Annotated in this window: 15 protein-coding genes and 1 pseudogene; 5 read left to right on the top strand and 11 right to left on the bottom strand. The window is 59.7% G+C overall.

Annotated features, from left to right (window positions below; translation table 11 throughout):
• Positions 1 to 15: 15 nt before the first annotated feature.
• Positions 16 to 1773 carry a methyl-accepting chemotaxis protein gene (locus AACH40_RS02270; protein WP_338644022.1) on the bottom strand — a complete coding sequence of 586 codons (1758 nt, stop codon included), beginning with the start codon at positions 1771 to 1773 and terminating at the stop codon, positions 16 to 18.
• Between the two features lie 451 nt (positions 1774 to 2224).
• Between AACH40_RS02270 and AACH40_RS02265 the strand changes: the two genes are divergently transcribed.
• Complete coding sequence (locus AACH40_RS02265; RefSeq protein ID WP_338644021.1) at positions 2225 to 3619, top strand: methyl-accepting chemotaxis protein; 1395 nt, start codon at positions 2225 to 2227, stop codon at positions 3617 to 3619.
• A gap of 10 nt (positions 3620 to 3629) precedes the next feature.
• Positions 3630 to 3731 (top strand): annotated as a pseudogene (locus AACH40_RS02260) (ATP-binding protein); the annotation flags it as partial.
• A gap of 276 nt (positions 3732 to 4007) precedes the next feature.
• On the opposite strand, the gene AACH40_RS02255 reads toward AACH40_RS02260, so the two are convergent.
• From AACH40_RS02255 to AACH40_RS02220, 8 genes are all read right to left on the bottom strand, one after another.
• Positions 4008 to 4673 (bottom strand): SDR family oxidoreductase, encoded by a 666-nt coding sequence (locus tag AACH40_RS02255; RefSeq protein WP_338644020.1) that lies wholly within the window; start codon positions 4671 to 4673, stop codon positions 4008 to 4010.
• Between the two features lie 5 nt (positions 4674 to 4678).
• A complete protein-coding gene (locus AACH40_RS02250; protein ID WP_338644019.1) occupies positions 4679 to 5290 on the bottom strand; it encodes a 2-hydroxychromene-2-carboxylate isomerase in 612 nt (203 codons plus the stop codon).
• Entirely contained in the window at positions 5287 to 5985 is a 699-nt protein-coding gene (locus tag AACH40_RS02245) for a glutathione binding-like protein (protein WP_338644018.1), read from the bottom strand. Before AACH40_RS02245 ends, AACH40_RS02250 begins: the two co-directional genes overlap by 4 nt.
• Positions 5982 to 7583: an AMP-binding protein gene (locus tag AACH40_RS02240; protein WP_338644017.1), complete on the bottom strand. Its 1602-nt coding sequence runs from the start codon at positions 7581 to 7583 to the stop codon at positions 5982 to 5984. The genes AACH40_RS02245 and AACH40_RS02240 overlap by 4 nt, the downstream gene beginning before the upstream one ends.
• Positions 7584 to 7621: 38 nt before the next feature.
• A complete protein-coding gene (locus AACH40_RS02235) occupies positions 7622 to 9043 on the bottom strand; it encodes a coniferyl aldehyde dehydrogenase (protein WP_338644016.1) in 1422 nt (473 codons plus the stop codon).
• 30 nt (positions 9044 to 9073) lie between these two features.
• Positions 9074 to 10303 (bottom strand): cytochrome P450, encoded by a 1230-nt coding sequence (locus AACH40_RS02230; RefSeq protein WP_338644015.1) that lies wholly within the window; start codon positions 10301 to 10303, stop codon positions 9074 to 9076.
• A 91-nt stretch (positions 10304 to 10394) separates the two neighbouring features.
• Positions 10395 to 12563: a TonB-dependent receptor gene (locus AACH40_RS02225; protein ID WP_338644014.1), complete on the bottom strand. Its 2169-nt coding sequence runs from the start codon at positions 12561 to 12563 to the stop codon at positions 10395 to 10397.
• A gap of 29 nt (positions 12564 to 12592) precedes the next feature.
• Positions 12593 to 14350 carry a hypothetical protein gene (locus tag AACH40_RS02220; RefSeq protein WP_338644013.1) on the bottom strand — a complete coding sequence of 586 codons (1758 nt, stop codon included), beginning with the start codon at positions 14348 to 14350 and terminating at the stop codon, positions 12593 to 12595.
• Between the two features lie 139 nt (positions 14351 to 14489).
• On the opposite strand from AACH40_RS02220, the gene AACH40_RS02215 reads away from it, so the two are divergent.
• The 3 genes from AACH40_RS02215 to AACH40_RS02205 all read left to right on the top strand — a co-directional run bounded on the left by AACH40_RS02215 (position 14490) and on the right by AACH40_RS02205 (position 19271).
• Positions 14490 to 15065: a TetR/AcrR family transcriptional regulator gene (locus AACH40_RS02215; RefSeq protein WP_338644012.1), complete on the top strand. Its 576-nt coding sequence runs from the start codon at positions 14490 to 14492 to the stop codon at positions 15063 to 15065.
• A 520-nt stretch (positions 15066 to 15585) separates the two neighbouring features.
• A complete protein-coding gene (locus tag AACH40_RS02210; RefSeq protein WP_338644010.1) occupies positions 15586 to 18231 on the top strand; it encodes a TonB-dependent receptor in 2646 nt (881 codons plus the stop codon).
• On the top strand, positions 18231 to 19271 hold the full coding sequence (locus AACH40_RS02205; protein ID WP_338644009.1) for a phytase: 1041 nt from the start codon (positions 18231 to 18233) through the stop codon (positions 19269 to 19271). Before AACH40_RS02210 ends, AACH40_RS02205 begins: the two co-directional genes overlap by 1 nt.
• Positions 19272 to 19556: 285 nt before the next feature.
• Here AACH40_RS02205 and AACH40_RS02200 read toward each other — a convergent pair whose 3' ends face one another.
• Positions 19557 to 20567: a hypothetical protein gene (locus AACH40_RS02200; RefSeq protein WP_338644008.1), complete on the bottom strand. Its 1011-nt coding sequence runs from the start codon at positions 20565 to 20567 to the stop codon at positions 19557 to 19559.
• A gap of 641 nt (positions 20568 to 21208) precedes the next feature.
• On the bottom strand, positions 21209 to 22036 hold the full coding sequence (locus AACH40_RS02195) for a sigma-70 family RNA polymerase sigma factor (protein ID WP_422394895.1): 828 nt from the start codon (positions 22034 to 22036) through the stop codon (positions 21209 to 21211).
• Between the last annotated feature and the right edge of the window lie 50 nt (positions 22037 to 22086).

Raw genomic sequence — 22086 nt, 5'->3', positions numbered from 1 at the left:
CTGCGTATCCAGAGCTTAAGCGACTAGCTTATCCTCGCAACCTTGATGCCCATTGATTTGGACGCGTCTTGCCTCACGATGTATCCGAAACCGCCCTACCAGCCGCGAAAGCTCTTCTGCCTCTTCGGCCAAGCTACGCGCAGCTGCATTCGTCTCTTCGGCCATGGCTGCATTCTGTTGGGTCAATCGATCCATATCGCGAGCCGTGCTCGCCACGTGAGATATGGAGTCGGCCTGGGTTAAAGATCCTTCTGCGATCCCATCGATCTGCGAACGGATCTCGCCGATTTTAGCAAGGATCGTCTGGAGCAATGCGCCAGTGCTTCCAACCAGCTTCACGCCTTCAGCCACCTGCTCGCTTGAATTTGCAATGAGCAAGCGAATGCTGCTGGCAGCCTCTGCGCTGCGTTGCGCAAGGGCGCGCACTTCAGTGGCCACGACCGCAAACCCTTTGCCGGCCTCACCTGCGCGAGCTGCCTCCACACCTGCATTGAGGGCGAGAAGATTGGTCTGGAAGGCGATGCCATCGATCAGACCTATGATTTGGCCAATCTCCTGCGATGAGCCTTCGATAGCATGCATGGCGTCGGTGGCCTTCAGCACCACCAACTCCCCGGCACTTGCGTCCTGATGCGCGGTCTCGACAGCCAGCTTGACCGCTGCTGTTCCGTTTGCGGCCGCGGTGACGAGCGTCCCCACCTCGTTCATCGCGGCGACCGTTTCTTCAACATGGGCGGCCTGGCGGGTGTTACGTGTCGATAAGTCGTCGGCAGCCGAGCGAATCTCTGTCGAGCCGGAAGACACTCGTGCAGCCGACCGAGCGACGTCGCCCAAGAGTTCCGCAAGGTGTCCAGCACTGCGGTTGTAAGCGTCGCGCAAGCTTTCGAAGCGTGCGGCAAACGGTGTGGTGAGCCGATGCGTCAGATCTTCCTGAGCCAAGGCTTCGAGGCCGGCTGAGATCTGGGAGACCACTTGGGCTTGCTCTTGCTCGGATTCTTGGTTTTCGCGCGCCGATTTCAAAAATGACTGCGCAGCTCTCTGAACCGCCGCCACTTCATCATCGCCGGTGCCACCGTCGATGACCTGGGCAAGATTGCCGCCGCCCATCATTTCCAATTGAATGGCAAGACGTTGCAAGGGGCTCACCACGAACCGCCTGAGTTGAAGTATCGCCCAGACCAGGAAGGCCGCAAAGGTGAGAGAGACAAGCGCGCTCGCGACGAGTGAGGTGATGCCGAGACTGTCTGAGGTGTCGTCGAGCAACGCTTGGCGCGCCTCAAGCGCCTTAGCGACCCTATCCTGACTGCCTTCCAAGGTTTTAAACGCCTGTTCGACCTCACCTACGTTCTGCTCCGCCTCGATTGGATTAGCACGGACAAGGTTCGCGACATTCTTCGCGCTGCCGGTATAGGCATCAAGGTCGCGCGCGACTGTTTCAAGGCCCGCCTTGATGTCGCGGTCGAGGTCCAGCGCACGATTGGCATTGAGATAACTGCGCATGTCTCGAATGTAGTCGGAAACCTCGCCGATCGCTTCGTCACGTTCCTTGGCATTACCCTGCTGAGCCGCGTGAAGCGCGCGATAGACTGAGCCACGGATGGCATCGTGCAACATATCCGCCTGCATGTGATTGTGCATGGCGGCCGAATTGAGCCTTTCGGCATCATTAGCGCCAACAAGACGGCGTTCCATGAACGTTGTGACGCCGACCTGGACAAGAAAGGCAAGGGCGAGCATCGCCCCGCCCGCTTTAAGGCGCTCGTTGAGTTTCATTGCCTCACCTCTGGTCTGTCACTGAATCAGGAACGGATCGTGCGGGCGCTGATAAGAAATCCAGGTTGCCACGGGCGGCAATGGCGACGTCAGGTCTTCCACTGACGCAGAGTCAACTGCAAACCTGACGTTATGTCCTAATAACAGTTACTTGGCCGGTTTACGTATTTTTACCAAACAAGCGCCAATTGCAAAAGATTCATTCCACGTAAAACCAGATTATCTGTGACACCCTGGATGGGTGATGATCTTACTTCCGGTTCAGGTAAACTATAGTTATATATGCCTTTTTGACTATGCACCAAAGGGCAATGTTTGTTTAACCTGACACTAACTTGTTCCTCCGTGGACGGCGCCGCAATCGATTACAATTTCTGCAAGCGACCGATTTTAAACGAGCAATCCGTGTTGGTCACGCGTGACACGGTGTCAGCGACCCGCGGAGTTCGCCATGCTGCTTTGGTTCAAGAAGGTCGCCCCCATTCGGCTTAAGTTTCGCGTGTTAAGCGTCGCACAGCTCGCGATGGGCATAGTCACAGCAATCCTGACGGTGATGTCTGTCGAGGACATCGTGACCAGCCATCTGGCGACGCTGGTGGTCGTGGGTTGCGCAATAGCGGGACCCATCATCATCTCATACGCTGGCAAGCTTATTAGCGACCCGTATGTTGCAACGGTCGAGCGGATCGAGGCGCTTGTCGCGGGCGACCTTACATCGCCCATTGCCTACACCGACTACGAGGATTGCGTCGGAAGGCTTACTAAAGCGCTGGCAGTGTTCCGTGATCAGGCTCTTGAACTGCAGCGGTCTTCCATCGCACAGGCAGAAGTGGTCCGCGCCACCTCCGCAAGCCTTCGGCGACTTGCAGCAAACGAACTGGATGCCCGCATGCACGAGGGGCTCCCCGCCGAATACGCTGACATCCGAGAAAACTTCAACTCGGCAGCGATCGCCTTGGACCGCACGATGTCCAGCGTCGCGGGAGCAGCTGCTGACATCCTTGGTGGCTCCCGAGAAGTTCAGACTGCGTCAAACGATGTCGCGGCCCGGACCGAAGAACAGGCCGCATCGCTCGCACATAGTGCGTCAAGTCTATCGTTGGTTTCGAGGGCTATCACCTCGAATGCCGAAGCTGCAGTGGCGGCGTCGCACGCCGTCCGGGATGTGCAGAATCAAGCCAGCGACGGGAACGATGTGGTGAGCCAGGCGATCGATGCAATGGCCAAGATCCAGGGATCATCCGAGGAGATTTCCCAGATCGTCGCAGTGATCGATGGCATCGCGTTCCAAACCAACCTTCTTGCGCTCAACGCGGGCGTGGAGGCCGCACGCGCTGGTGAAAGCGGCAAAGGCTTCGCCGTCGTAGCGACTGAAGTTCGCGCGCTGGCGCAGCGGTCAGGGGAGGCGGCCACGCAGATACGACGGATTATCCAGGCCAGCACTGCGCAAGTTCAGGAAGGCGTAGGACTGGTCGATGCGACCGGCCGAGCACTGACGGCTATTGCCGCCCGGATTGACAGCACTGTCGACTCCATCAACGTCATCGCGTCGAGCTCGACCACCCAGTCAGAAGCGCTTGCGAGTGTCATGGACGCAATCCACCAGATGGACGTGATGACGCAGCAGAATGCCGCGATGGTTGAGGAAAACAGCGCAGCGTCACGCCAGCTTGCCGAGCAATCCGCGAACTTGTCGCGGCTGGTCAGCGAGTTCAGAATATCGCCGTCGAACGTCGTTTCACTTGGCGATAATAGCGCGCACACCAAGCGCGCTGCTTTACGGCCGGTGAAGGCCGGCGCCGGTAACGCTGCGCTCGCGATCGCTGACGATTGGTCCAGCTTTTAGTCGTCATGGCACCGCGCTCTTCAATCGGCTCAACCATCACTGCCACATCCTGGAGACCGGAAACGACAGCTTCCGCTTCAGGGCTGGCAGCGCCGCAAGCCCTAAATCATGAAAGGCCAAATTACCCGCTTGACCCTTACCCCTGCACCGGGGGGCACATGCCTACCCGGGTCAATTCTCAGTGGCGATTAACAGACTAGCTTTTCCTCGGAACCTCGATCCCACCGATTTGTACAGGTCTTGAGCCACGATGTATCCGAAACCGTCCTACCAGCCGCGAAAGCTCTTCTCCTCTTCAGCCAGGCGTCTCGCCTGCACCGAACTTGCAGAGGAGCGGGGATTCTTTGGCCACGCCGTCGGGAGATTGCGGGCGGGATGGGTCTGAAAATTAAGGTAGAGAAACGGGAATCCCGACTCCGCTAATCGAAGAACCATCTTCGGATAGCAGAAATCTAATGACCCGAGCGATCGCGTCGGGCGAGACCCAAGTACCGAAGTGGGCATCAGGCATATCCCGGCGATTTTGTGCCGTATCAATAATCGTCGGCAATACTGCATTGACCCGGATTCGTGTGCTTCGCAATTCATCTGCCAAGCTCTGTGTAAGCGCCATGACGCCTGCTTTTGCCGCAGCATAGGGGCCCATTCCCGCAGCTGCCTGCGTTGCTGCTGCGGCGCCCACGTTAACAATTGCGCCGCCCGATGGCAGATGCGCAACCGCTGTCTTACAAGCTATTGCTATCGTCCGCAGGTTGACCGCGTACATTTTATCCCAAGTGTCGATGACCCCGCCAGCGATGCTTTCCCAAGCAAAGCCGCCGACCACATTGACCAGGCCATCGAACTGCCCCTCTGCCGATGCGGCCTTTTCAAAAGCTTCGACAACCTGCTGTTCGCTCGTCAGGTCGACCCCGCCAATCGCTTCCCCGGAGAAGAATTCCGGTCGGGGTGCCATGTCTATTCCGACGACATGATGTCCGGTCGCACTGAGGGTCTTGCTGAGAGCGCCACCCAAGGTGCCAAATGCGCCACAGACAACGAATCTCTTGGCCATTCTATTCACCCTTGCGCGATGCGCTGCCGTACCAACGGAAGCTGGTCGTTGCCGAAATACATGAACTTGCCATCAACGAAGATCGTGGGTGAGCCGAAGGCGCCGCGGTCTATCGCCTCCTGTGTGTTTTCCCGCAAACGCTGTTTGCAGGGCTCACCCGAAGCTATGGCGCGCAGGCTGGCGCCGTCCAGGCCGCAGGCGTTGGCGATCTGCTCCAGTTCGCCGGGATCATCGATGTTCCGCTGACTGGCGAAGTATGCCTCAAAGGCAGCGTCGCTGAACCGCTCGAGCGCAGCCTGGTCATCCTCGAGCGCGCAGCAGAAGCGCATGGCGTTGACCGACTTGACCGGGTGATGGGGGGACGGGAAATTCATCGCCACGCCCGCCAGTTTTGCCCACTCCCTGAGCCAGACAAATGTCAGCCGGAACTTGGGATTGTTTGGGTTCTTGCGCCCTTCGTACACGCTGTCGTTCACTGCATTAAAGACGCCGCCAACCAGGAAGGGTCGCCAGGTGACGACCACATCTTTTCCTCCGATCGCCTTGCGAAAATTGGCGAAGGCGATGCGGGTCCAAGGAGACGACAGGTCAAAGAAGAATTCGACACTTGAGCTCACTGTTCCTCCTCCTTGATGCCGAACAGGAGCCGGCGGGTTTCCGCATCATCCTGCGGACGCTTGTTGATGTGCTTGCGCCCTAGCTCCATCCCCCTGCGGAGGCCGGGTCGCTCCTTCAAACGTTCGTACCAGTCCGTGATCGCGGGGTAGTCAGCCAAGGGGATGTCCTGCGCCTTCCACGTCTGCACCCAGGGGAAGCACGCCATGTCCGCGATCGTGTAGCTGTCTCCTGCGACGAAGCGCGACTGGGCAAGTCGACGATCGAGCACGCCATAGAGCCGCAAGGCTTCGTTGCGGTAACGATCGGTGGCGTAGGCAATCCTTTCAGGTGCATAGAGCTTGAAGTGCCCATGCTGCCCCAGCATCGGCCCTAGTCCGCCGACTTGCCAGAACAGCCACTCCATCACCTGCTTGCGGCTGCGAATGTCGCTTGGCAGGAACTGTCCGGTTTTCTCGGCCAGATAGACCAGGACCGCTCCGGTTTCGAAGACGGGGATCGGTGCGCCACCATCAGCAGGCTCATGGTCGATGATCGCCGGAATGCGGTTGTTGGGGCTTACGGCCAGGAAATCGGGCGCAAACTGCTCGCCCTTGCCGATGTTGATCCACCGAACCTTGTACGGCAGGCCGCACTCCTCGAGCATGATCGAGATCTTCCACCCATTGGGCGTGGGTGCGGTCAGCAGTTCGATCATGCGCGACGCTCCTCGTAAGCGGACAGCAGGCCGACCGATTGCAGCAGAGCGATGCATTCTCGCTCCACCGGCTTCTGTGATACGGTTTTGGGAATGTCGGGCAGAACCTGCCAGATTTCGGGAATTTCGTTGCGCTGCAAGTGACCAGCAGCCCACACCTGAACGTCGGCGATGCCATTGCCTTCAGCCAGTACGACAGCGGCAACCAGCGCCTTTTCACCCGCAACATTTCGCGCTGTCGCGACGCCATAAACATACACATCGAGCACTGCCGGCGATTGGGCCAATACCGTTTCGACAAGCGCGGTATTCACGAAATCGCCATTGCGACGAACCCCGCCTCCGACACGGTGCTGGAAGTAGAACCAGCCGTTCTCGTCGACATAAGCGATGTCGCCCGACCGGAACCAGCCGCCCGCCACTTTTTCTGCGCTAGCCTTGGCGTTGCCGAAGTAGGCGATTGGTTCGGTGCCGCCGACTTCCTTGCGGAAGCACAGATTGCCGGGCTGGTAGGGTGCGCAGGGCCGGTCTTGCTCATCGAGTACCGCTGCGATCAGGCCCTTGGGCGGTTTACCCATCGATCCGCGCGGTCCTTCGCCCATGCGGTTGATCAAGGTACCGCCGTTCTCGGTGCTGCCGTAGACTTCAGTGATCGTTACTCCGAAGCGCTTTTCGTACTTCTCCCATAGATCCGCCGGCATACCTGAGGAGATCACCAGACGAACCGGGTTGGCGGCGTCATCGTCACGTGCGGGCACAGCGTAGATTTCGGGGATCATGCCGCCCAGCAAGGTGAAGACAGTACAGCCGTGCGCACGGCAGACTTCCCACAAACGGCTCTTGGTGAACTGGCGGCTGATCACGGTGCGAAGGCCCATCGAGAGGCCTGCTGCCAGCGTGGAATGCGCATTGATGTGGCACAGCGGCAAGCCGGTATAGAGCACATCACCTTGCTGGACGCCCAAGGCGCGCAAGCCCTTGAGCCCCTTCATGTAGCTCGCGTGGGTCCTCACGACAGCCTTGGGATTGCCGGTCGTTCCCGATGTGAACATCAGGTACATCGGCGCATGCGGATCGGGCATGAGGGGAGCCAGCCTGGTGTCGCATGTATTCCAGACGTCTTCGACAGGGCGCGGAGTGATGTTCACAAGCGCAAGGCCAGCATAGTCATCAATCGAAAGAAGCGTCGGCTTCGCGACCAGTTGAGGCATCACGGCATCAAGCGCCGGAAGCGCGGAAGCCTCAGCTATAACCACTTCGGCGCCAACATGATCGATCATGTAGGCGAGCTTTTCGCCCATGCTGCGCGAATCGATCGGGACTAGGACGGCGCCGATGAGCGCGCTTGCGACCATGACTTCTACGAACTCGGGATAGTTGCGCATCATCACCACGACACTGTCGCCCGGCGCCACACCCTGCTGTTGCAGCCAGGCGGCAAACTTCCGGCCGTTCGACCACAGCGAGCCGTAGTTGCGAACCGTCGAGCCGAGCGAACCATCTGCCTCGACATGGACAAACGTCAGTACTGGGAAATCCGGCTGGGCAGCAGCTTCGCGCTCGATCAGCCGCGCAAGGTCATTGACGCGAGAACTCATGGATCACCTGTTGCTTGTCGTTTTGCGCGGGACGCGGCCTATTTCCCGATCGTCTGGCGGATCATCTTACGGACGGCTTGCGAGTAAGGAGGGCGGAACGCTTTGAGAGGACTAAGGTCACGGCGGATCTGGTGGTAGACAGCCTTGCGGTGGCTGAACTCGAGAAAGCCGTCGCGGCCATGGTAGGCGCCCATGCCAGAGGGGCCGATCCCGCCGAACGGCAGATTTTCCTGCGCACAGTGCATGATGACGTCGTTGACGCACATTCCGCCCGATGTCGTTTCGCGCTGCAGGCGATCTAATTCGGTGCGGTCATTGCCAAAGTAATAGAGCGCCAACGGACGATCCGTCGCAGTGATGTGCGCGACGGTCTCGTCGATCGAGCGGTAGGTGACCACTGGGAGGATCGGACCGAAGATCTCCTCTTGCATCACCTGCATATCAGGCGTGGCGTCGAGGATCAGGGTGGGCGCCAGCTTGCGATGCTCTTGCTGGGTCAGATCCTCACCGGCGGGATTGATCTCGACGAGCGTTGCCCCCTTCGCCCTGGCGTCGGCCAGATACCCCTGCAAACGCTCAAGATGCCTGTCGGCGATAATCGCGGTGTAATCGGGGTTGTCGCGCAGGGTCGGCAGCATCGTTGCGGTCGCGGATCGCGCTTGCATAACGAAGGTGTCCCGCATTTCCTCGGGCACATAGACGTGATCGGGTGCCAGGCAGATCTGGCCGGCGTTGAGCAGCTTTCCCGCCATGATGCGGGCTGCAGACACCTCAAGATCGGCGTCCCTGCCGATCACCACCGGGCTTTTGCCGCCCAGTTCAAGGGTAACCGGAACCAGATTGTCGGCTGCGGCGCGCAGCACATGGCTGGCAATTGCGCCCGCGCCAGTAAAGATCAGGTGATCGAACGGGAGACTTGTGAACGCAGCGCCGATGTCTGCCCCCCCGATGACGACGGTGAGCTCTTCAGTCGCGAACCGATGCGTCACCAGTTCCTGCAGGAGTTCAGAGGTACGCGGGGTATGCTCCGACGGCTTGACGATAGCCCGATTGCCCGACGCGAAGATCGACGCGAGTGGCGAGAAAACCAGCCCGACCGGGAAATTCCACGGCGCAACTACGCCGACAACGCCTTTGGGCTGGAAATGGATTTCGGCCTTTGCCCCGAGAAGGCCCAGCAACCATGGGTCTACGCGGCGGCGTTCCGGGTGCATCCATTTACGAAGGTGCTTGCGCGCATGTTGCAGCGACAGGACCGGGGTCATGATGTCGGTGAGCGCCGACGCATGGCGTGACCGATTGCCGAAGTCGGCGCTCATCGCATTTTCGAGCGGGCCAGCGTTTTCCTTGATGAGCGCGATGCAGCGATCAAGCCGATCGATACGTGTCTTGAGGTCTGGCGCTCCCTCCAGAAGGTGCGCGCGCCGCTGGCGTTCCAGAAGAGCATGGAGTTCGGTCATGGGATCTGCCGTCATGGGAAGGGCGCTGGGTCAGTTGCCGAGATGGACGGGGAGGCGCTTCAGGCCGCCAACAAAGTTGGTCTGGACCCAACTGGGTGTTCCGCTCAACCTAAGGCGCTCGTTTCGGGCCAGGAGCTCCTCGAAGAAGATCCGCATTTCCATGCGAGCCAGGTGCTGCCCGAGGCACACATGAGGGCCATAACCAAATGCGAGATGCTTGGATGGCGGGCGAGTGATGTTGAAGCGGAACGGATCTTCGAACACGTCTTCATCGCGATTGGCGGACGGATAGCACATCATCAGCGCCTCGCCTGCACGAACGGACTGGCCGCGCACTTCGCAGTCAGCGACCGCCGTCCGGAAGAAGTGCGTGACCGGTGAAACCCACCGAATCATCTCGTCGATTGCCGTGGTCAGAAGCGACGGTTCCGCACGCAGACGCGCGAATTGGTCGGGATTTTGCAGCAAGGCAAGCAAGCCCCCAGCGATCGAGGAACTCGTCGTGTCATGTCCGGCCGTCGCGGCCAGGATGAAGTAGGACAGCGCCTCCTGCTCACCGATTTCTGCGTCGGAAAGCAGAGTGGCAAGATCATCCTGCGGGGTATTGCGACGCGCTGCCATGAGTTCACGGAAATAGGCGAAGAAGCCTTGGACTGTGGAAATGACATCGACCCTTTCGGTCTTGATGTCAGGGTCGTCGGGTCCGAACAGTTGTTGAGTCATCTGCAGAATCATCGCTTGATCTTGCGCAGGCACGCCGATGATCCGCATGATCACCCGCAACGGATACCAGCTCGCCACCGCTTTCATGAAGTCGATCTGGCCGCCCTGCGAAAGCGTGCGCTCGAACAGGTCGCGCGCGTATTGGCGCAGTTCGTGTTCGAGTACCTTGATCCGCGAGGGGGCGAACCATGCCTGGGTAAGCTTGCGATGGCGCCTATGTTCTGCTCCATCCATGTTCGTCAGATTGTTCAGCAGGAAAGGCCGGCCACCGGTCACCTTGCGGATCTGATCGTCCACCGCGGTTTTCCGTAGCAGGGTCCGCGGGCTATTGATGAAGGCGTCAGGATTGCGTTCGACTTCCATGATGTCGGCGTGCCGCGTGACAACCCAGAACGGAGCGTATTGGTCCGGCTCTGCCCAACTGACGGGAGCGTTTGCGCGAAGCTCGGTCAGAAGTTCATGATATTGATCAGGATTTGCATGAACGGCTGGACTTACCAACGCGTTGCCGATCGACTTTGCATCACGTTGCGGCAAAGCAGCGCTCCTTGTTCGATTGGAAAGTTCCGAAGGCAGGCGCCGACCTGCCTTCGGAAAGTATCGCCGATTGCCGGAGAGGTGGCTCGGCTCAGTATCGGTAGCTGAAGGCCGCGCCCCAAGTGCGCGGGGGCCCATAATTGCCGAAGTAGGCACCAAAAGCTCCTAGATAGGTGCTGTTCTGGCGGTACTTGCGGTCAGTCACATTGTTCACAAACAGCCGCAGCCTTGCCTTATCATCGGCACCTGCCAGCGTCAGCGAGAGGTTGCCCAGCGCATAAGCCTTCTGGGCGTCGTTATCGGTGCCGAAGTACCGCAGCACTACACGACTGGTGTAGTATAGATCCCCTCGGAAGGTGACCGACGAAAGCAACCCGCCGCCGAGACCGAGGCGGTATTCGGCCCCAATGTTTCCGGCGAAGTCTGGTGCATGCGGCAATGCCCGCCCCTTCAGGTTCTGCGTGCCCAGACCCGGCTGAGCGTCGTCGAACGCAAGGAACTTCTTGAAGCGGGCGTGCAGCAGATTGGCCGACGCCTCGATTTTGAAGGCGTCGCTAAACTTGAACGCGAACTCGCTCTCGAGGCCATAAACTTCGGCCGGAGCATTCTGAACCAGGGTAGTGGTAGGCGGGACCGTGATGGTCAGTTGCAGGTTCTTGTAGTCGTAGTAGAACGCCGCAAAGTTTGCGGTAAACCGCCGATCGGCCGTCTGGGTCTTCAGGCCGACTTCGTAGGCATCGAGCGTTTCAGGGAGGTAGAAGCCGGCCGCGCCGAGATTGCCACCATCGCCACCCGGCAGGTTCTGTCCGCCCGACTTGAAGCCGCGCGACCACTGGGCATAAGCGTTGACATTCGGTGTCACGTCAAACTGCAGGTTCACCTTGGGCAAGACACGGTCGGTCTTTGTGCTCGTCCTGACATCGGTAGCGATCGGAGCAATTGTTCCGCCCGGCAGAGCCAGGAAGAGATCCTGCCGGAAGTCCTTATCTTCGTGGTTGTAGCGCAGGCCAAGGTTCAAGCGTAGCGCGTCGGTCAGCGAATAGGTCGCATCGCCGAACAACGCGAACGACTTGGTTTTGGTCTTCACGCCCTGCGTCAGGTAGGTGTCAGCAGGAACGCCAAAGCCCGGCGCGAACGCAGCGCCAATACCTAGCGGCAGGGCATTGCCAGCTCTCTCGTCGAAATAATACGCACCGAGAATCCACTTCAGCGGTCCGCTTTCACCGACCAGGTTCAGTTCCTGGCCAAACGATTTGGAAGGACGCGAAAAATCGGTAACGTAAAGCCCAGGCACGTCGGTTGCGTCCGCATCGAAATCGACCGAGCTCTTATGGTCAACATAGCTGGTAACCGACTTGAGGCTGACCGTATCACTAACGGCCCAGTTCATGGTGCCCGCAAGGACAAGGGTTTTCACATGCGCCGCGTAGGGTGCGTCGCCGTAGATCTCGTTGGGAACCGTCGATTGCGGCACCGGAAGCGCTGAGGGTGTCAACAGTTGCTGGAATGCATTGGCACCATCGAGCTGTTCGTAACGCGCGGACAAATCCAGCGAGAAGGTGCTCGAAGGCTGGAAGCGGATCGCGCCACGTACGTAATCGACGTTAGTGTTTCCGATCCGTCCCTTGTTCGGCAGGAGCTTCACGAAGCCGTCGTCTTCCTCATGACCGCCACTCAAGCGCACAAGGACGGTGTCGTTAATGGGGCCTGAAACGAAGCCGCTGGCACCGAACATCTGTCGGCTTCCTGCCGATAGATTGACACCGGCGCTCAACGTTTTTGTGGGCGCCGCCGAGATAAAGTTGATCGCCCCACCAGTCGCATTTCGCCCGTAAAGCGTACCTTGAGGACCACGCAGAACCTCGATGCGATCGAGGTCGACCGCGCGCAGGAAGCCCATGGTAGCACGCGGCATGAACACCCCATCGACATAAGTGGCGACGGTTGGCTCGGTTACGCCGGAATCGACCGTGGAGCCGACCCCGCGGATGGAAATCAGGGTTGTGCCAGCATGCTGACCGAAATTCACGCTTGGCACCGCCTGCGTGAGAGTCTGCACATCGATCAATCCGCGCGCCGCCAGGGCTTCGCCCGATACGGCTGAGACTGCCGCAGGGATATCTTGCAGGTTCTGGCTGCGCTTCATCGCTGTCACCACGATCTCTTCGCTGGTGGCGGCTGGCGCTTCCTGGGCGATTGCGATGGTCGGAACGCAGACCGCCAGCGTCGCACCAGCACGCAGAAATGCTTTGATTTTCATGATTGTCGTCCTCTCCCCATAGTTATCTTTTATTCCGCTGCTTCGAGCGCCTGAGCCGGTTCGCTGTCATTCGCAGCGAGGAAGCGGCCCGGCGTTGCTCCAGAGTTCACTCCATCCGCGAAGGTGGTGACACCGTTGACGAGGATGCGGTGGTATCCCCCAGCCTTTGCCAGCCTGCGCCAGTCGCCACCTGGCATGTCGTTGACGATCATGTAGCGAGACCGGTCGAAGTAGAGGTCTTCGAGCGAATAGATCAGGATGTCGGCCCAGTAGCCGGGAAGGATCGCGCCGCGGTCGGCCAGGTTGAGCGCTCTCGCAACCTTGAACGCCAGCTGGTGATGCATGGCTTCGACCGTCATGGCCTTCTGTTCCCGCACCATCCGGATCAGCATCTCGGTGCCGTAGAAGCCGCTGGAGAACGCCTTGGTATGCGCTCCGCCGTCCGACACGCCCGAGGTGACACAAGGATGCGCCAACAATTTGGCGCCGAGCCGCGCATCCGTCGCAGCGTAAGGTTGTGACTTTATTTGGAGAGCAAGATCCGATCGCAATGCAAGGTCGCAAAGAACCTCAACAACTGTTCGGCGCTCGTAATTAGCGACTTCCCCCAGCGACTTGCCCAGATAGTACTGGAGTTCAGGACCCGTGCCGACATCGATGATGATTTGCCCCTCGAAGCCACCGGCACCATTGGTCGGACCATCGCGGAGGTATTCATCGGAGAATGACTTTACGAAGGCCGGGTCCGCCAGCAGGGCGCGCACTTCGTCATCATTCTGACAGGCAACGATCGCCCGAACCCCGGCCATCTGTCCCGCTGCGGTATCGAGATCGCGGATCCCAGCCTCAACCCAGCCAGCGTGCAGGAGAGTTGCTCCGACGATGTCGAGCCCTTCGGATCTCAGATCGTCGAGCCATGCAAGGTCGTCGTTGATCATCTCCTCGTGCCCGTCGAGCGCCATGAAGATGTTGTGGATCACGCGGACGCCTGTGCCCTTGGCCATGCGAGCCACTTTGGCAGAGACTTCCTTGTTTCCGTTGCTTCCGATCTGCGCGAGTAACTGGACGATGCCACTGCCGCGCTGGGCCAAACCTTCAGCGAGTGCGACGATGTCATCATCGTGCATAACGTCGGTCGGCATGGCCGAGCCATCGTAGTCGACGTGAGAATTGCCTTCGATGCCCATGACAGAGAGTGCGATGCCGACGGCACCAAGATCCATCGCCTCATCAACCAACCGATGCATCTCTGCGATCTCGGCCCCGTTGGGACGACGGTTCTTCGCCGCATCCACACCCATGACGTAAACCAGCAGCGGGTTGACCGGCACATAGGTCATCAAGTTCACGCTCTTGGGGAGCGCGCGCAGATGATCCATGAACTCGGGAAAAGTCTCCCAGGTCCATGGCAGCGCCAGCCGCTGCTGCTCCACCGGCACCTGTTCGGTCGTGGACAGCATCAGCATCAACCGTTCGCGGTCTGCAGGGCGCGCCGGTGCAATACTGAACCCGCAATTGGCATTGAGGATCGTAGTCACACCGTGCTCGGCGGAGTCCAGGCAGGTCGGGCTCCAGAACACCGCTGCATCATAATGCGCGTGCTGGGTGACATGGCCTGGAGCCACGATGCGTCCAGCTGCGTCAATCGTCTCTGAAGCAGTTGAAGTGGCCAGATTGCCTACCTCGACCACCTTTCCTGCGGCTATGCCAACATCAGCGCGACGCGCGGGACCGCCGGTACCATCCACCAGCCAGCCATCCCTGATCAGGATGTCAAAATGCGCCATCAATCTCTCCCATTGCGAGTCTCTCGCTCGGGAGATTACATCTTACACATATCGTTAGGTGTCAAATGACAAATTGCATTGTTTGGTTCCGGGATCGGTGCATATGACGTCACGGATCGGCACAAACTTGGAGCTAGGCTTGGCAAGCAATCGAAACCCGCTGACCAAGGCCGAGGTGATCGAGGCCGCCATCAGTTGCATAGAGCGGTTCGGTGTTGCGAAGACTTCGATGACGGACGTCGCGCGCGTGCTCGGGGTGACCAGGCAGACCGTCCACCGGCTGTTTGAGACACGCAACGAGCTGATCGAGGCGGTTGCAGACGTCCGCATCGAGAAACTTGCCGTCCAATTGGCGCGCGAGTTTTCAAAATTCGAAACGATCGAGGATGCAATTATAGAGGGGTCACTGCTGTCGCTAGCCGTAGGCAGGACCGATTCGATCCTGGTCGAGATCCAGGAGCAAGCAAACCACGCGGTCGATCAATACATGTTCCGTGGCTCGCCGAAGGTGCAGTCCGTCATGCTCGAAATCTGGGGGCCAGTTTTCGATAGCGCGCGCGACACTGGGCGATTGCGCAAAGGCATGACCTCTGATCAGGCTGTCGACTGGATTCGAAACGTGCACGCCATGCTTAACATGCGCAATGATTACAACGAGGCACAACAGCGCGAAATGCTCGCCGATTTCGTCGTTCCATCGCTGCTCGATCATTGAGCGACCGGCGGAAGGCGCCGCAAAGACGGCCGTTCCCAGCCTGATCAAGCGTCATCAATTCCCACCATTCGTTCAGCCGGCCTAAACAGCGGCGGAAAGACTTAGCTTGGGACTAAGAAGCCATTCGCCCGCGGCATGGCAAGCGACGGTTTTAATCAAGGGCTCCGGGAAAAGTTGCCCGACTGATACTGCTCAGCGTCATGCGCTCGGTCAATGAACGGCGGGTAGCTGCCGGGCCAAAAGCGTTGATCGGCCCTCAGTCTAACCGTGGATGTCAAAGCCCAGTCAAGAGCGTCACATCCTCGTCAAGGGAGCGACCTTTTGTTGCAACCGTCACGCACTAGCAGCCCCAAACATTACCAATCCGCAATGTTCAGGGGCCCCCATGATCCAGCATCACCGACGCAACGCATCGTCGCGTTTCCACCTTCAGCTACTGACTTCAGCCGCAATGCTGCTGGCAACGGCGGTCCCAGCCAGGGCTGCGGAAGCTGCCGAAGAGGACGCAGGCAACCAAATCGTGGTCACCGGATCGCGGCCGATCGCTGAATCCGAAGCGGCGGCCTTGCAGGTCCAGAAGAGTTCGGACTCGCTGGTCACGGTGCTTGCCTCTGACGGAATCGGACGTCTGCCTGACCAGAACATCGCTCAGGCGACCAGTCGCTTGCCCGGTGTGGCCGTGGAGCGCGATCAGGGCCAGGCGCGCTACATCTCGCTGCGCGGTGCCCCCAAGACATGGACGACCCTGTCGTTTGACGGGATCAACGTCGTGAGCCCCGAAGGCCGCGATGCGAGATTCGATTCGATCCCCTCCGCGATCGCCAAGCAGGTGATCGTGTCCAAGGCTGTGACCCCCGACATGCCGGGCGAGACGGTGGCCGGCAACGTCAATATCGTGACGCGTTCCGCCTTTGATTACAGCGGCTTCCACATTGCCGGCAAGGCTGGCTATGGCGTGGCCGAATATGGCAACCGCCCTGAATACGAAGGGTCGCTGGTGCTCGCGCACCGGCTGCCGCTCGGCAATGGCGAACTCGGGATCCTCGTCTCGGGCAGCTATTACGAGCGCAACATGATCACCGACAACTTCGAAAACGACTGGGAAAAGGTCAGTGCCGACCAGCGCCCTGGCGCCGCCACCCGCTACTGGGTGCAGGAAACCGAAAACAAGCTCTACCGGCTGACGCGCAAGAACTGGTCGGTTTCGGGGAGGCTCGACTGGAAGGCCGACGACAACAACATCGTCTCGCTGCGCTCGATCTACACGATCTTCACAGACGACGAGGCGCGCGACAACTATCGTTTCGACCTTGATGACCGCCAGAGCGATCTTGTCGCCAACACCGCAGACTGCGCAACAACGGTCAATACGACCCCCCGGACCAGCGGCTATGCCGACGTCTGCATCGGCAATGATCCTTACAAGGGCACGATCTACGGCATCGACATCCGCCAGCGCTCGACGCTGCGCGCCTACAAGCAGTCCATCTTCACCAACACGCTCGAAGGCACACACACGCTTGGCGATGGCTGGCAAATCGACTGGCTGGGCAACTATACCCGGTCCAAGGATGACCGGACCGTGATCGGCGAAGCCTCGTGGGAAAGCCCGAGCACTCGCACCCTGCGGCCGACCGTGGGTTATGATTTCACGAACCCGCAGCTCGCACTGCTGAACCTCAGCACGACGCTGCAGCTATCGAACCCCACTCGCTACCAGGCGGGCACGGCGGTGACGGCGATCGACACCTTCACCAAGCCGCTGAGCTCGATCAGCTTTCTCGATGCCGTCGACACGACCACGGCCTACACCGGCCGTCTGGTCGTTACCAAGTCGCTGCCGCTGCTCGGTGGCGAGGCTACCTTCAAGGCCGGCTTCCAGTTCGATCAGCGCACGAAGGTAGTCGACGAGAATGCCCTGACGATTGCCGGAACGGATAGCGTGCGCCTCGCCGCGATCGGCGTGCCGACCGACTATAACCAGTTCTCGATCACCCAGCCTTTCATGGGCAAGATCCGGATGGGCTACACCTTCCACTATTTCGATACGGACAAGATGCGCGCGGCCGGTAACGCTGTGCGGCAACTCTACGCCTTCACCCCGAACACCGCCAATCTCTACGACGTGCGCGAGCGGGTCTATGCCGGCTACCTGATGGGCACGCTGCGTTACGACTGGGGCTCGGTCATCGGGGGCGTGCGCGTAGAGAAGGTGACCAACCGCGGGATCGCCACAGGCATCACTGCCCAGACTGACCAGACGCTTGTCTTCCCAAGTCTGCACCTGAACTACAATCTGGACGAGACCAAGAAGCTGCGCTTGTCGTTCAACACCGGGGCTGCCCGCGCGGACTATGACCAGATGCGGCCGAACATCACGTACAACGATCTCGCGCAGACGATCTCGGGTGGCAATCCGGCGGTCAAGCCCGAGCGGGCCAAGGGCATCGACGCCTATTTCGAGTGGTACGTCCGTCCACAAGGCTACATCTCGATCGGCGCCTTCTACAAGGACGTGACTGATGTCCTGTTCACCCAGACGCGGACGTTCGGGTCGGATGCGCTCAACTTCGGCGGAGTGGACCGGTCGGGGTACATCTTCACCGGCATCACCAACGGCGGCAAGGGCAGACTGATCGGCTTCGAAGCGGCCGCGCAACTACAGCTTGACCCGTGGACCCGGTCGCTCGGCTTGCCCGACTGGATGGGCGGGTTCGGCATCAGCGCCAACCTGACGCTCAACGACAGCGAGATCACCAAGCCGGCCATCGGGGCGGTACCCGCGCGCAAAGTGCGGCTGCCCAACACTTCGGACACCGTCTACAACATCGGCGTCTACTACGAGAAGTATGGCCTGTCGCTGCGACTGCAGTACCAGCGTCGCAGTCTCTGGCTGGATGCCATTGCCGACAGCGATGTCGATGGCGGCGATACTTATTGGGACGCCGACGAGGAACTGGACTTCTCGGCCCGTTACGCGGTCAACAAGCAGTTCGAGATCTATTTCGATGCTTCCAACCTGACCAACCAGCCCGGCCGCCGCTTCTCGGATCCCTCGGGCATCCTCACAGCGCTCGGCACGCCAACAGCGATGATCAAGTCCCAAACCATCGAATGGGAGCGGTTCGGCCGGCGCTTTAGCGGCGGCGTGCGGGTGACCTTCTGATGCGCGGGCGCGAACTGGCCATGGCGTTTGCGCTGTTTGCTGCTGCTTGGCCGGTCCAGGGTCGGGCGGCGGCGGCGCACAGCTATCCAACAGCTTCGGTCAAGGCCCGCAGCGAGACCCGTCCCGTGGCCACGACGCAGGGCGATGCGGCCGACGATCCGGCGATCTGGCGCAATCCCGCGCGTCCGCAGGCGAGCCTCATCGTGGCCACCGACAAGAAGGCCGGCCTCTACGTTTATGGGCTGGATGGTCGGTCGCGCTCCTTCGTGGCGGCCGGTCGGGTCAATAACGTAGATCTGATTGATCTCGGCCCGGCTGGCGTGATCGTGGTGGCAAGCGATCGCAACGATGAGGCGCAGGCGAAGCTGCAAGTCTACCGGCTTGATACTCGCGCGGCCACGCTCGTTTCACTCGGTGCAGTCACGGGGGGGGCGGGCGAAGCCTACGGTGTATGTTTGCTACCACGCCCAGACGGGCTGGATGCCTTCTCGGTGCTCAAGCATGGTGCGATTCATCAGGTGCGGATCTCGCTAGACGCGAACCGTGCCTCCGGCCGCATCGTGCGCAGCCTCCAGTTACAGACACAGACCGAAGGCTGCGTCGCCGATCCACGCACCGACACACTCTACGTCGGGGAGGAAGATCGCGGCATCTGGGCCTTCTCCACGCATGAGGATGATCGCCGGGCCACTCTGGTGGCACAAGTTGATGGACAGCATCTTCTGGCAGATGTGGAAGGGCTGGCCATCGCGCCCGACGGGGTCCGAGGCGGTTGGCTGATCGCCTCCAGCCAGGGCGACAATGCCTATGCGCTGTTCCGGCTACCGGATCTTGTACCGGCAGGCCGGTTCCGCATCGTGCCCGGCCAGTTCGGCGGCACCGAAGAAACCGATGGCATCGCCCTCGCCCCCGGCAATTTCGGACGCGCATATCCGCGCGGGCTGTTCATCGCACAGGACGGTGATAACACGCCGGCGGCCCAGAACTTCAAGCTGGTCAGCTGGGCCGATGTTCGCCGTGCACTGAGTCGCAAACACTGAGTGCGTGCCATTTTCGGTGCTTATGCTAGGAAGGCACTCACCGGTAAAATGGCTTGACGAAGCTTTGTCTGCCGCACTCATGGCGAGTTGCCGCGGGGCGCTTGAATGACGTGGGCTGGGACTTAGCAGCCGATCGCAGCGCCTAGTAAGAACGTCCAGTCTTTCCGAGACTGGTCATTCGTATAGCCGCGTAAGTCCTTGCTACGGGTCAGCTCTGCAACCGGAAAACCCTAACCCGGGGTGATCCAGAGAATGGTGTCAGATCATCTTCAATCGATGATGAGATTATTGCAGGATGACTCGGCCTACTCCCTGTCCGTCTCGGCTCAGTACACCTGCATTGTCGAACGACATGACTACACCCCAGTGCGAAACCGCTCCCGGAACGTTTGGTGCATTGTTGTACGAGTATCGCGTCCATTTTTTTCGACCGATGTTGTACCCGGCAATGGTCCACGTGTTCGTAGCACCATTGTATTGTCCACTATATAGATGCCCACAGCCAATGCTTCCGAACTGCATTTTCTGGCAAGACGGTTCGTCTATAACGATGGTAAAGGGTGCTCCGCCTCTAATGCGGTCAATCAAGGTCGGCAAAACCACCATGGTCGGATTGAGCGGCGGGTTGATCGGTGGGAGTGTAAGTGGAAGTGAGTGCTGCCCCACCGCGATATTGATCATCGCCTCGCTGGTCGCGTCGATAGGTCTAACCGCAAGACCGCCACTCATCCTCTCAGGCCTCAGCGAACGCAGGTACTTCTTGATTTTTTTGATATCTGTCAATTGCAGATTCGCGTAGTTTATGATCCGAGCACGCGTTCTTCGGGCATTTAAGGGCGGAACATAAACTGCCGAAATTTCATAGCCACTTGCGGTCATCTTTTCTAACAACAAGTCGAAACCGCCATTGTACGCAAGGCAGGCCTTGTACCCGCTCAGCCCATTACCACTGAGTGTACTGGTCGCGAGTGCCAGTGACCGCTGTTCGAAATTCGAGTAATTAAGGGTTTCCGCACGCTGCATTACGCGCGTGCGGAATGAACTATAATCTGCACCCACCGGTATCCCATAAATCCTTGCATTTGCTCCTCCGCTTTGAAGCTCTCGATTCCACCTCGCTTCCGTGATGTTATAGGCCAGCGCCAAGTTTTGAAGCTCAAAGGTCTGCAATCCGACAGAGTCGAAATACTTGGTAGGATCGCATTCAGTCTGCGCCAGCGCTACGCCCGGAGCAACTGACAGCAAGGAAAACAGAGTCGCGAGTGTTGTTCCTATTGAGATTACCATCCGACTCATAAAAGTGCCCCCTTTTTTGCGAAATGTAGCTCGACGTCTTTTGTTAGCAAGGGCAGTTTAACACGATGATGAGTTGCACCCGGGCCAGGCCGAAAGCTCTAGCCCCGACCAATCCGAGGTTGAGAAGCAGAGCACAAACCGGCAGACTCTCGCTATGACCGCGGAACCAATAGGGGCAGGTCGTCGCGGTCGAGCAGACCTGGGTCAGAGGTCCGTCGATCACGTCGGAGCGGACGCGAGGGCGCAAATCCTGAGCCGCACTCTCGATGCAAGCCGGGGCCAGATGGTGTTGGCGCCTGCCGACGTCGGCAGTGTCTGACGCAGCAATCGTCGAATCGAGACCGCATGAACGCACTTCTGGACATGCAGCGGAGGGCGGCGGACAGGCATCCGGCCGCAGGCTAACCATGGCATCAATTGGTCCCGACCGTCCGCAGGTCTGAATACAAATCGGCGGGCTGAACCAGAACTACCCTGAGCAGAGCAGGCGCTTGCAGCTTTTTCTCTGTAGCGCCTCGGGATGGCCGCTCCTGTACGGAGCCGCCATTCGCGTGCTGCTCGTCGAAAGACGTATTCTGGTCGGAAGCTGCCAGGTCGGGCTTATCTCCACCTAACGTCTGCACGCGACCAGGTCCAGACATTCAGGGGTCAAGCGATAAACGACCGCTTTCGCCAAATTCCGTCGCAAGATGGCGCAGCTTGTCGGGATTGCGCACGATGTAAATGGCCGCGATCCGGCCGTCCCGCACCTCGAGCGCGGTGGTCTGCAACACTGCGCCCCGATCGATGCTGACGTATCCGGGCAGCCCGTCGATGATCGCGGTCTGCAGCAGGACGGGCGCGTACCGGTGCTTTCGCCGCAATCCCGCGAACAGGCGCAGGACCTTGTCGATCCCGCGCACCACATTGCGGAACGCGATCACCTTGCCGCCGCCGTCGGAATGGATCGCCACGTCGCTTGCCAGCAGGCTCGATAGCGCCGCTGCATCGCCGTCGCGCGCGGCAGTGAAGAAGGCGTGTACGATCCGCTCCGCTTCCGTCGGATCGACCGGGAAGCGCGGGCGTGCATCCTTCACATGCTTGCGCGCACGAGATGCCAGCTGGCGGACGGTGGCCGGCTCGCGCTGCAACGTCGCCGCAATGTCCTTTAGCGGCATGTCGAACACATCGTGCAGCAGGAAGGCCGCCCGTTCGAGCGGAGAGAGGCGCTCCATCGCCAGCATCAACGTCAACGTCACGTCGTCGGCGATCGTCTCCTGCTGCTCGGTCACGCCCATCAACGGCTCGGGCAACCAGGCGCCGATATAGGTCTCCCGCCGCGCACGCGCCGACTTGAGCTGGTCGAGGCAGAGCCGGGTGACGACGCGGGTGAGGTAGGCCGCAGGCGTGTCCACGCTTTCCTTTTTCGATGCCCAGCGAAGCCAGGCCTCCTGGATTATATCCTCGGCCTCGCTCAGCGATCCCAGCATGCGGTATGCCAGGCGCAGCAGCCGGGGCCGTTCGGCCTCGAAGGCTGCAA

This window comes from Novosphingobium olei (genome assembly GCF_037076535.1).
Classification (GTDB): Bacteria; Pseudomonadota; Alphaproteobacteria; order Sphingomonadales; family Sphingomonadaceae; genus Novosphingobium; species Novosphingobium olei.
The sequence above is the reverse complement of the archived record's forward strand: the minus strand, read 5'-3'. Positions and strand labels throughout refer to the sequence as shown.

Bases quoted from the DNA above. Each gene is read 5' to 3' on its own strand.
- AACH40_RS02200 (WP_338644008.1), bottom strand. From the start codon at position 20,567: ATGAGTCGGATGGTAATCTCAATAGGAACAACACTCGCGACTCTGTTT.
- AACH40_RS02220 (WP_338644013.1), bottom strand. From the start codon at position 14,350: ATGGCGCATTTTGACATCCTGATCAGGGATGGCTGGCTGGTGGATGGT.
- AACH40_RS02205 (WP_338644009.1), top strand. From the start codon at position 18,231: ATGCGCGGGCGCGAACTGGCCATGGCGTTTGCGCTGTTTGCTGCTGCT.
- AACH40_RS02255 (WP_338644020.1), bottom strand. From the start codon at position 4,673: ATGGCCAAGAGATTCGTTGTCTGTGGCGCATTTGGCACCTTGGGTGGC.
- AACH40_RS02235 (WP_338644016.1), bottom strand. From the start codon at position 9,043: ATGACCGAACTCCATGCTCTTCTGGAACGCCAGCGGCGCGCGCACCTT.
- AACH40_RS02270 (WP_338644022.1), bottom strand. From the start codon at position 1,773: ATGAAACTCAACGAGCGCCTTAAAGCGGGCGGGGCGATGCTCGCCCTT.
- AACH40_RS02225 (WP_338644014.1), bottom strand. From the start codon at position 12,563: ATGAAAATCAAAGCATTTCTGCGTGCTGGTGCGACGCTGGCGGTCTGC.
- AACH40_RS02245 (WP_338644018.1), bottom strand. From the start codon at position 5,985: ATGATCGAACTGCTGACCGCACCCACGCCCAATGGGTGGAAGATCTCG.
- AACH40_RS02195 (WP_422394895.1), bottom strand. From the start codon at position 22,036: ATGCTGGGATCGCTGAGCGAGGCCGAGGATATAATCCAGGAGGCCTGG.
- AACH40_RS02265 (WP_338644021.1), top strand. From the start codon at position 2,225: ATGCTGCTTTGGTTCAAGAAGGTCGCCCCCATTCGGCTTAAGTTTCGC.
- AACH40_RS02240 (WP_338644017.1), bottom strand. From the start codon at position 7,583: ATGAGTTCTCGCGTCAATGACCTTGCGCGGCTGATCGAGCGCGAAGCT.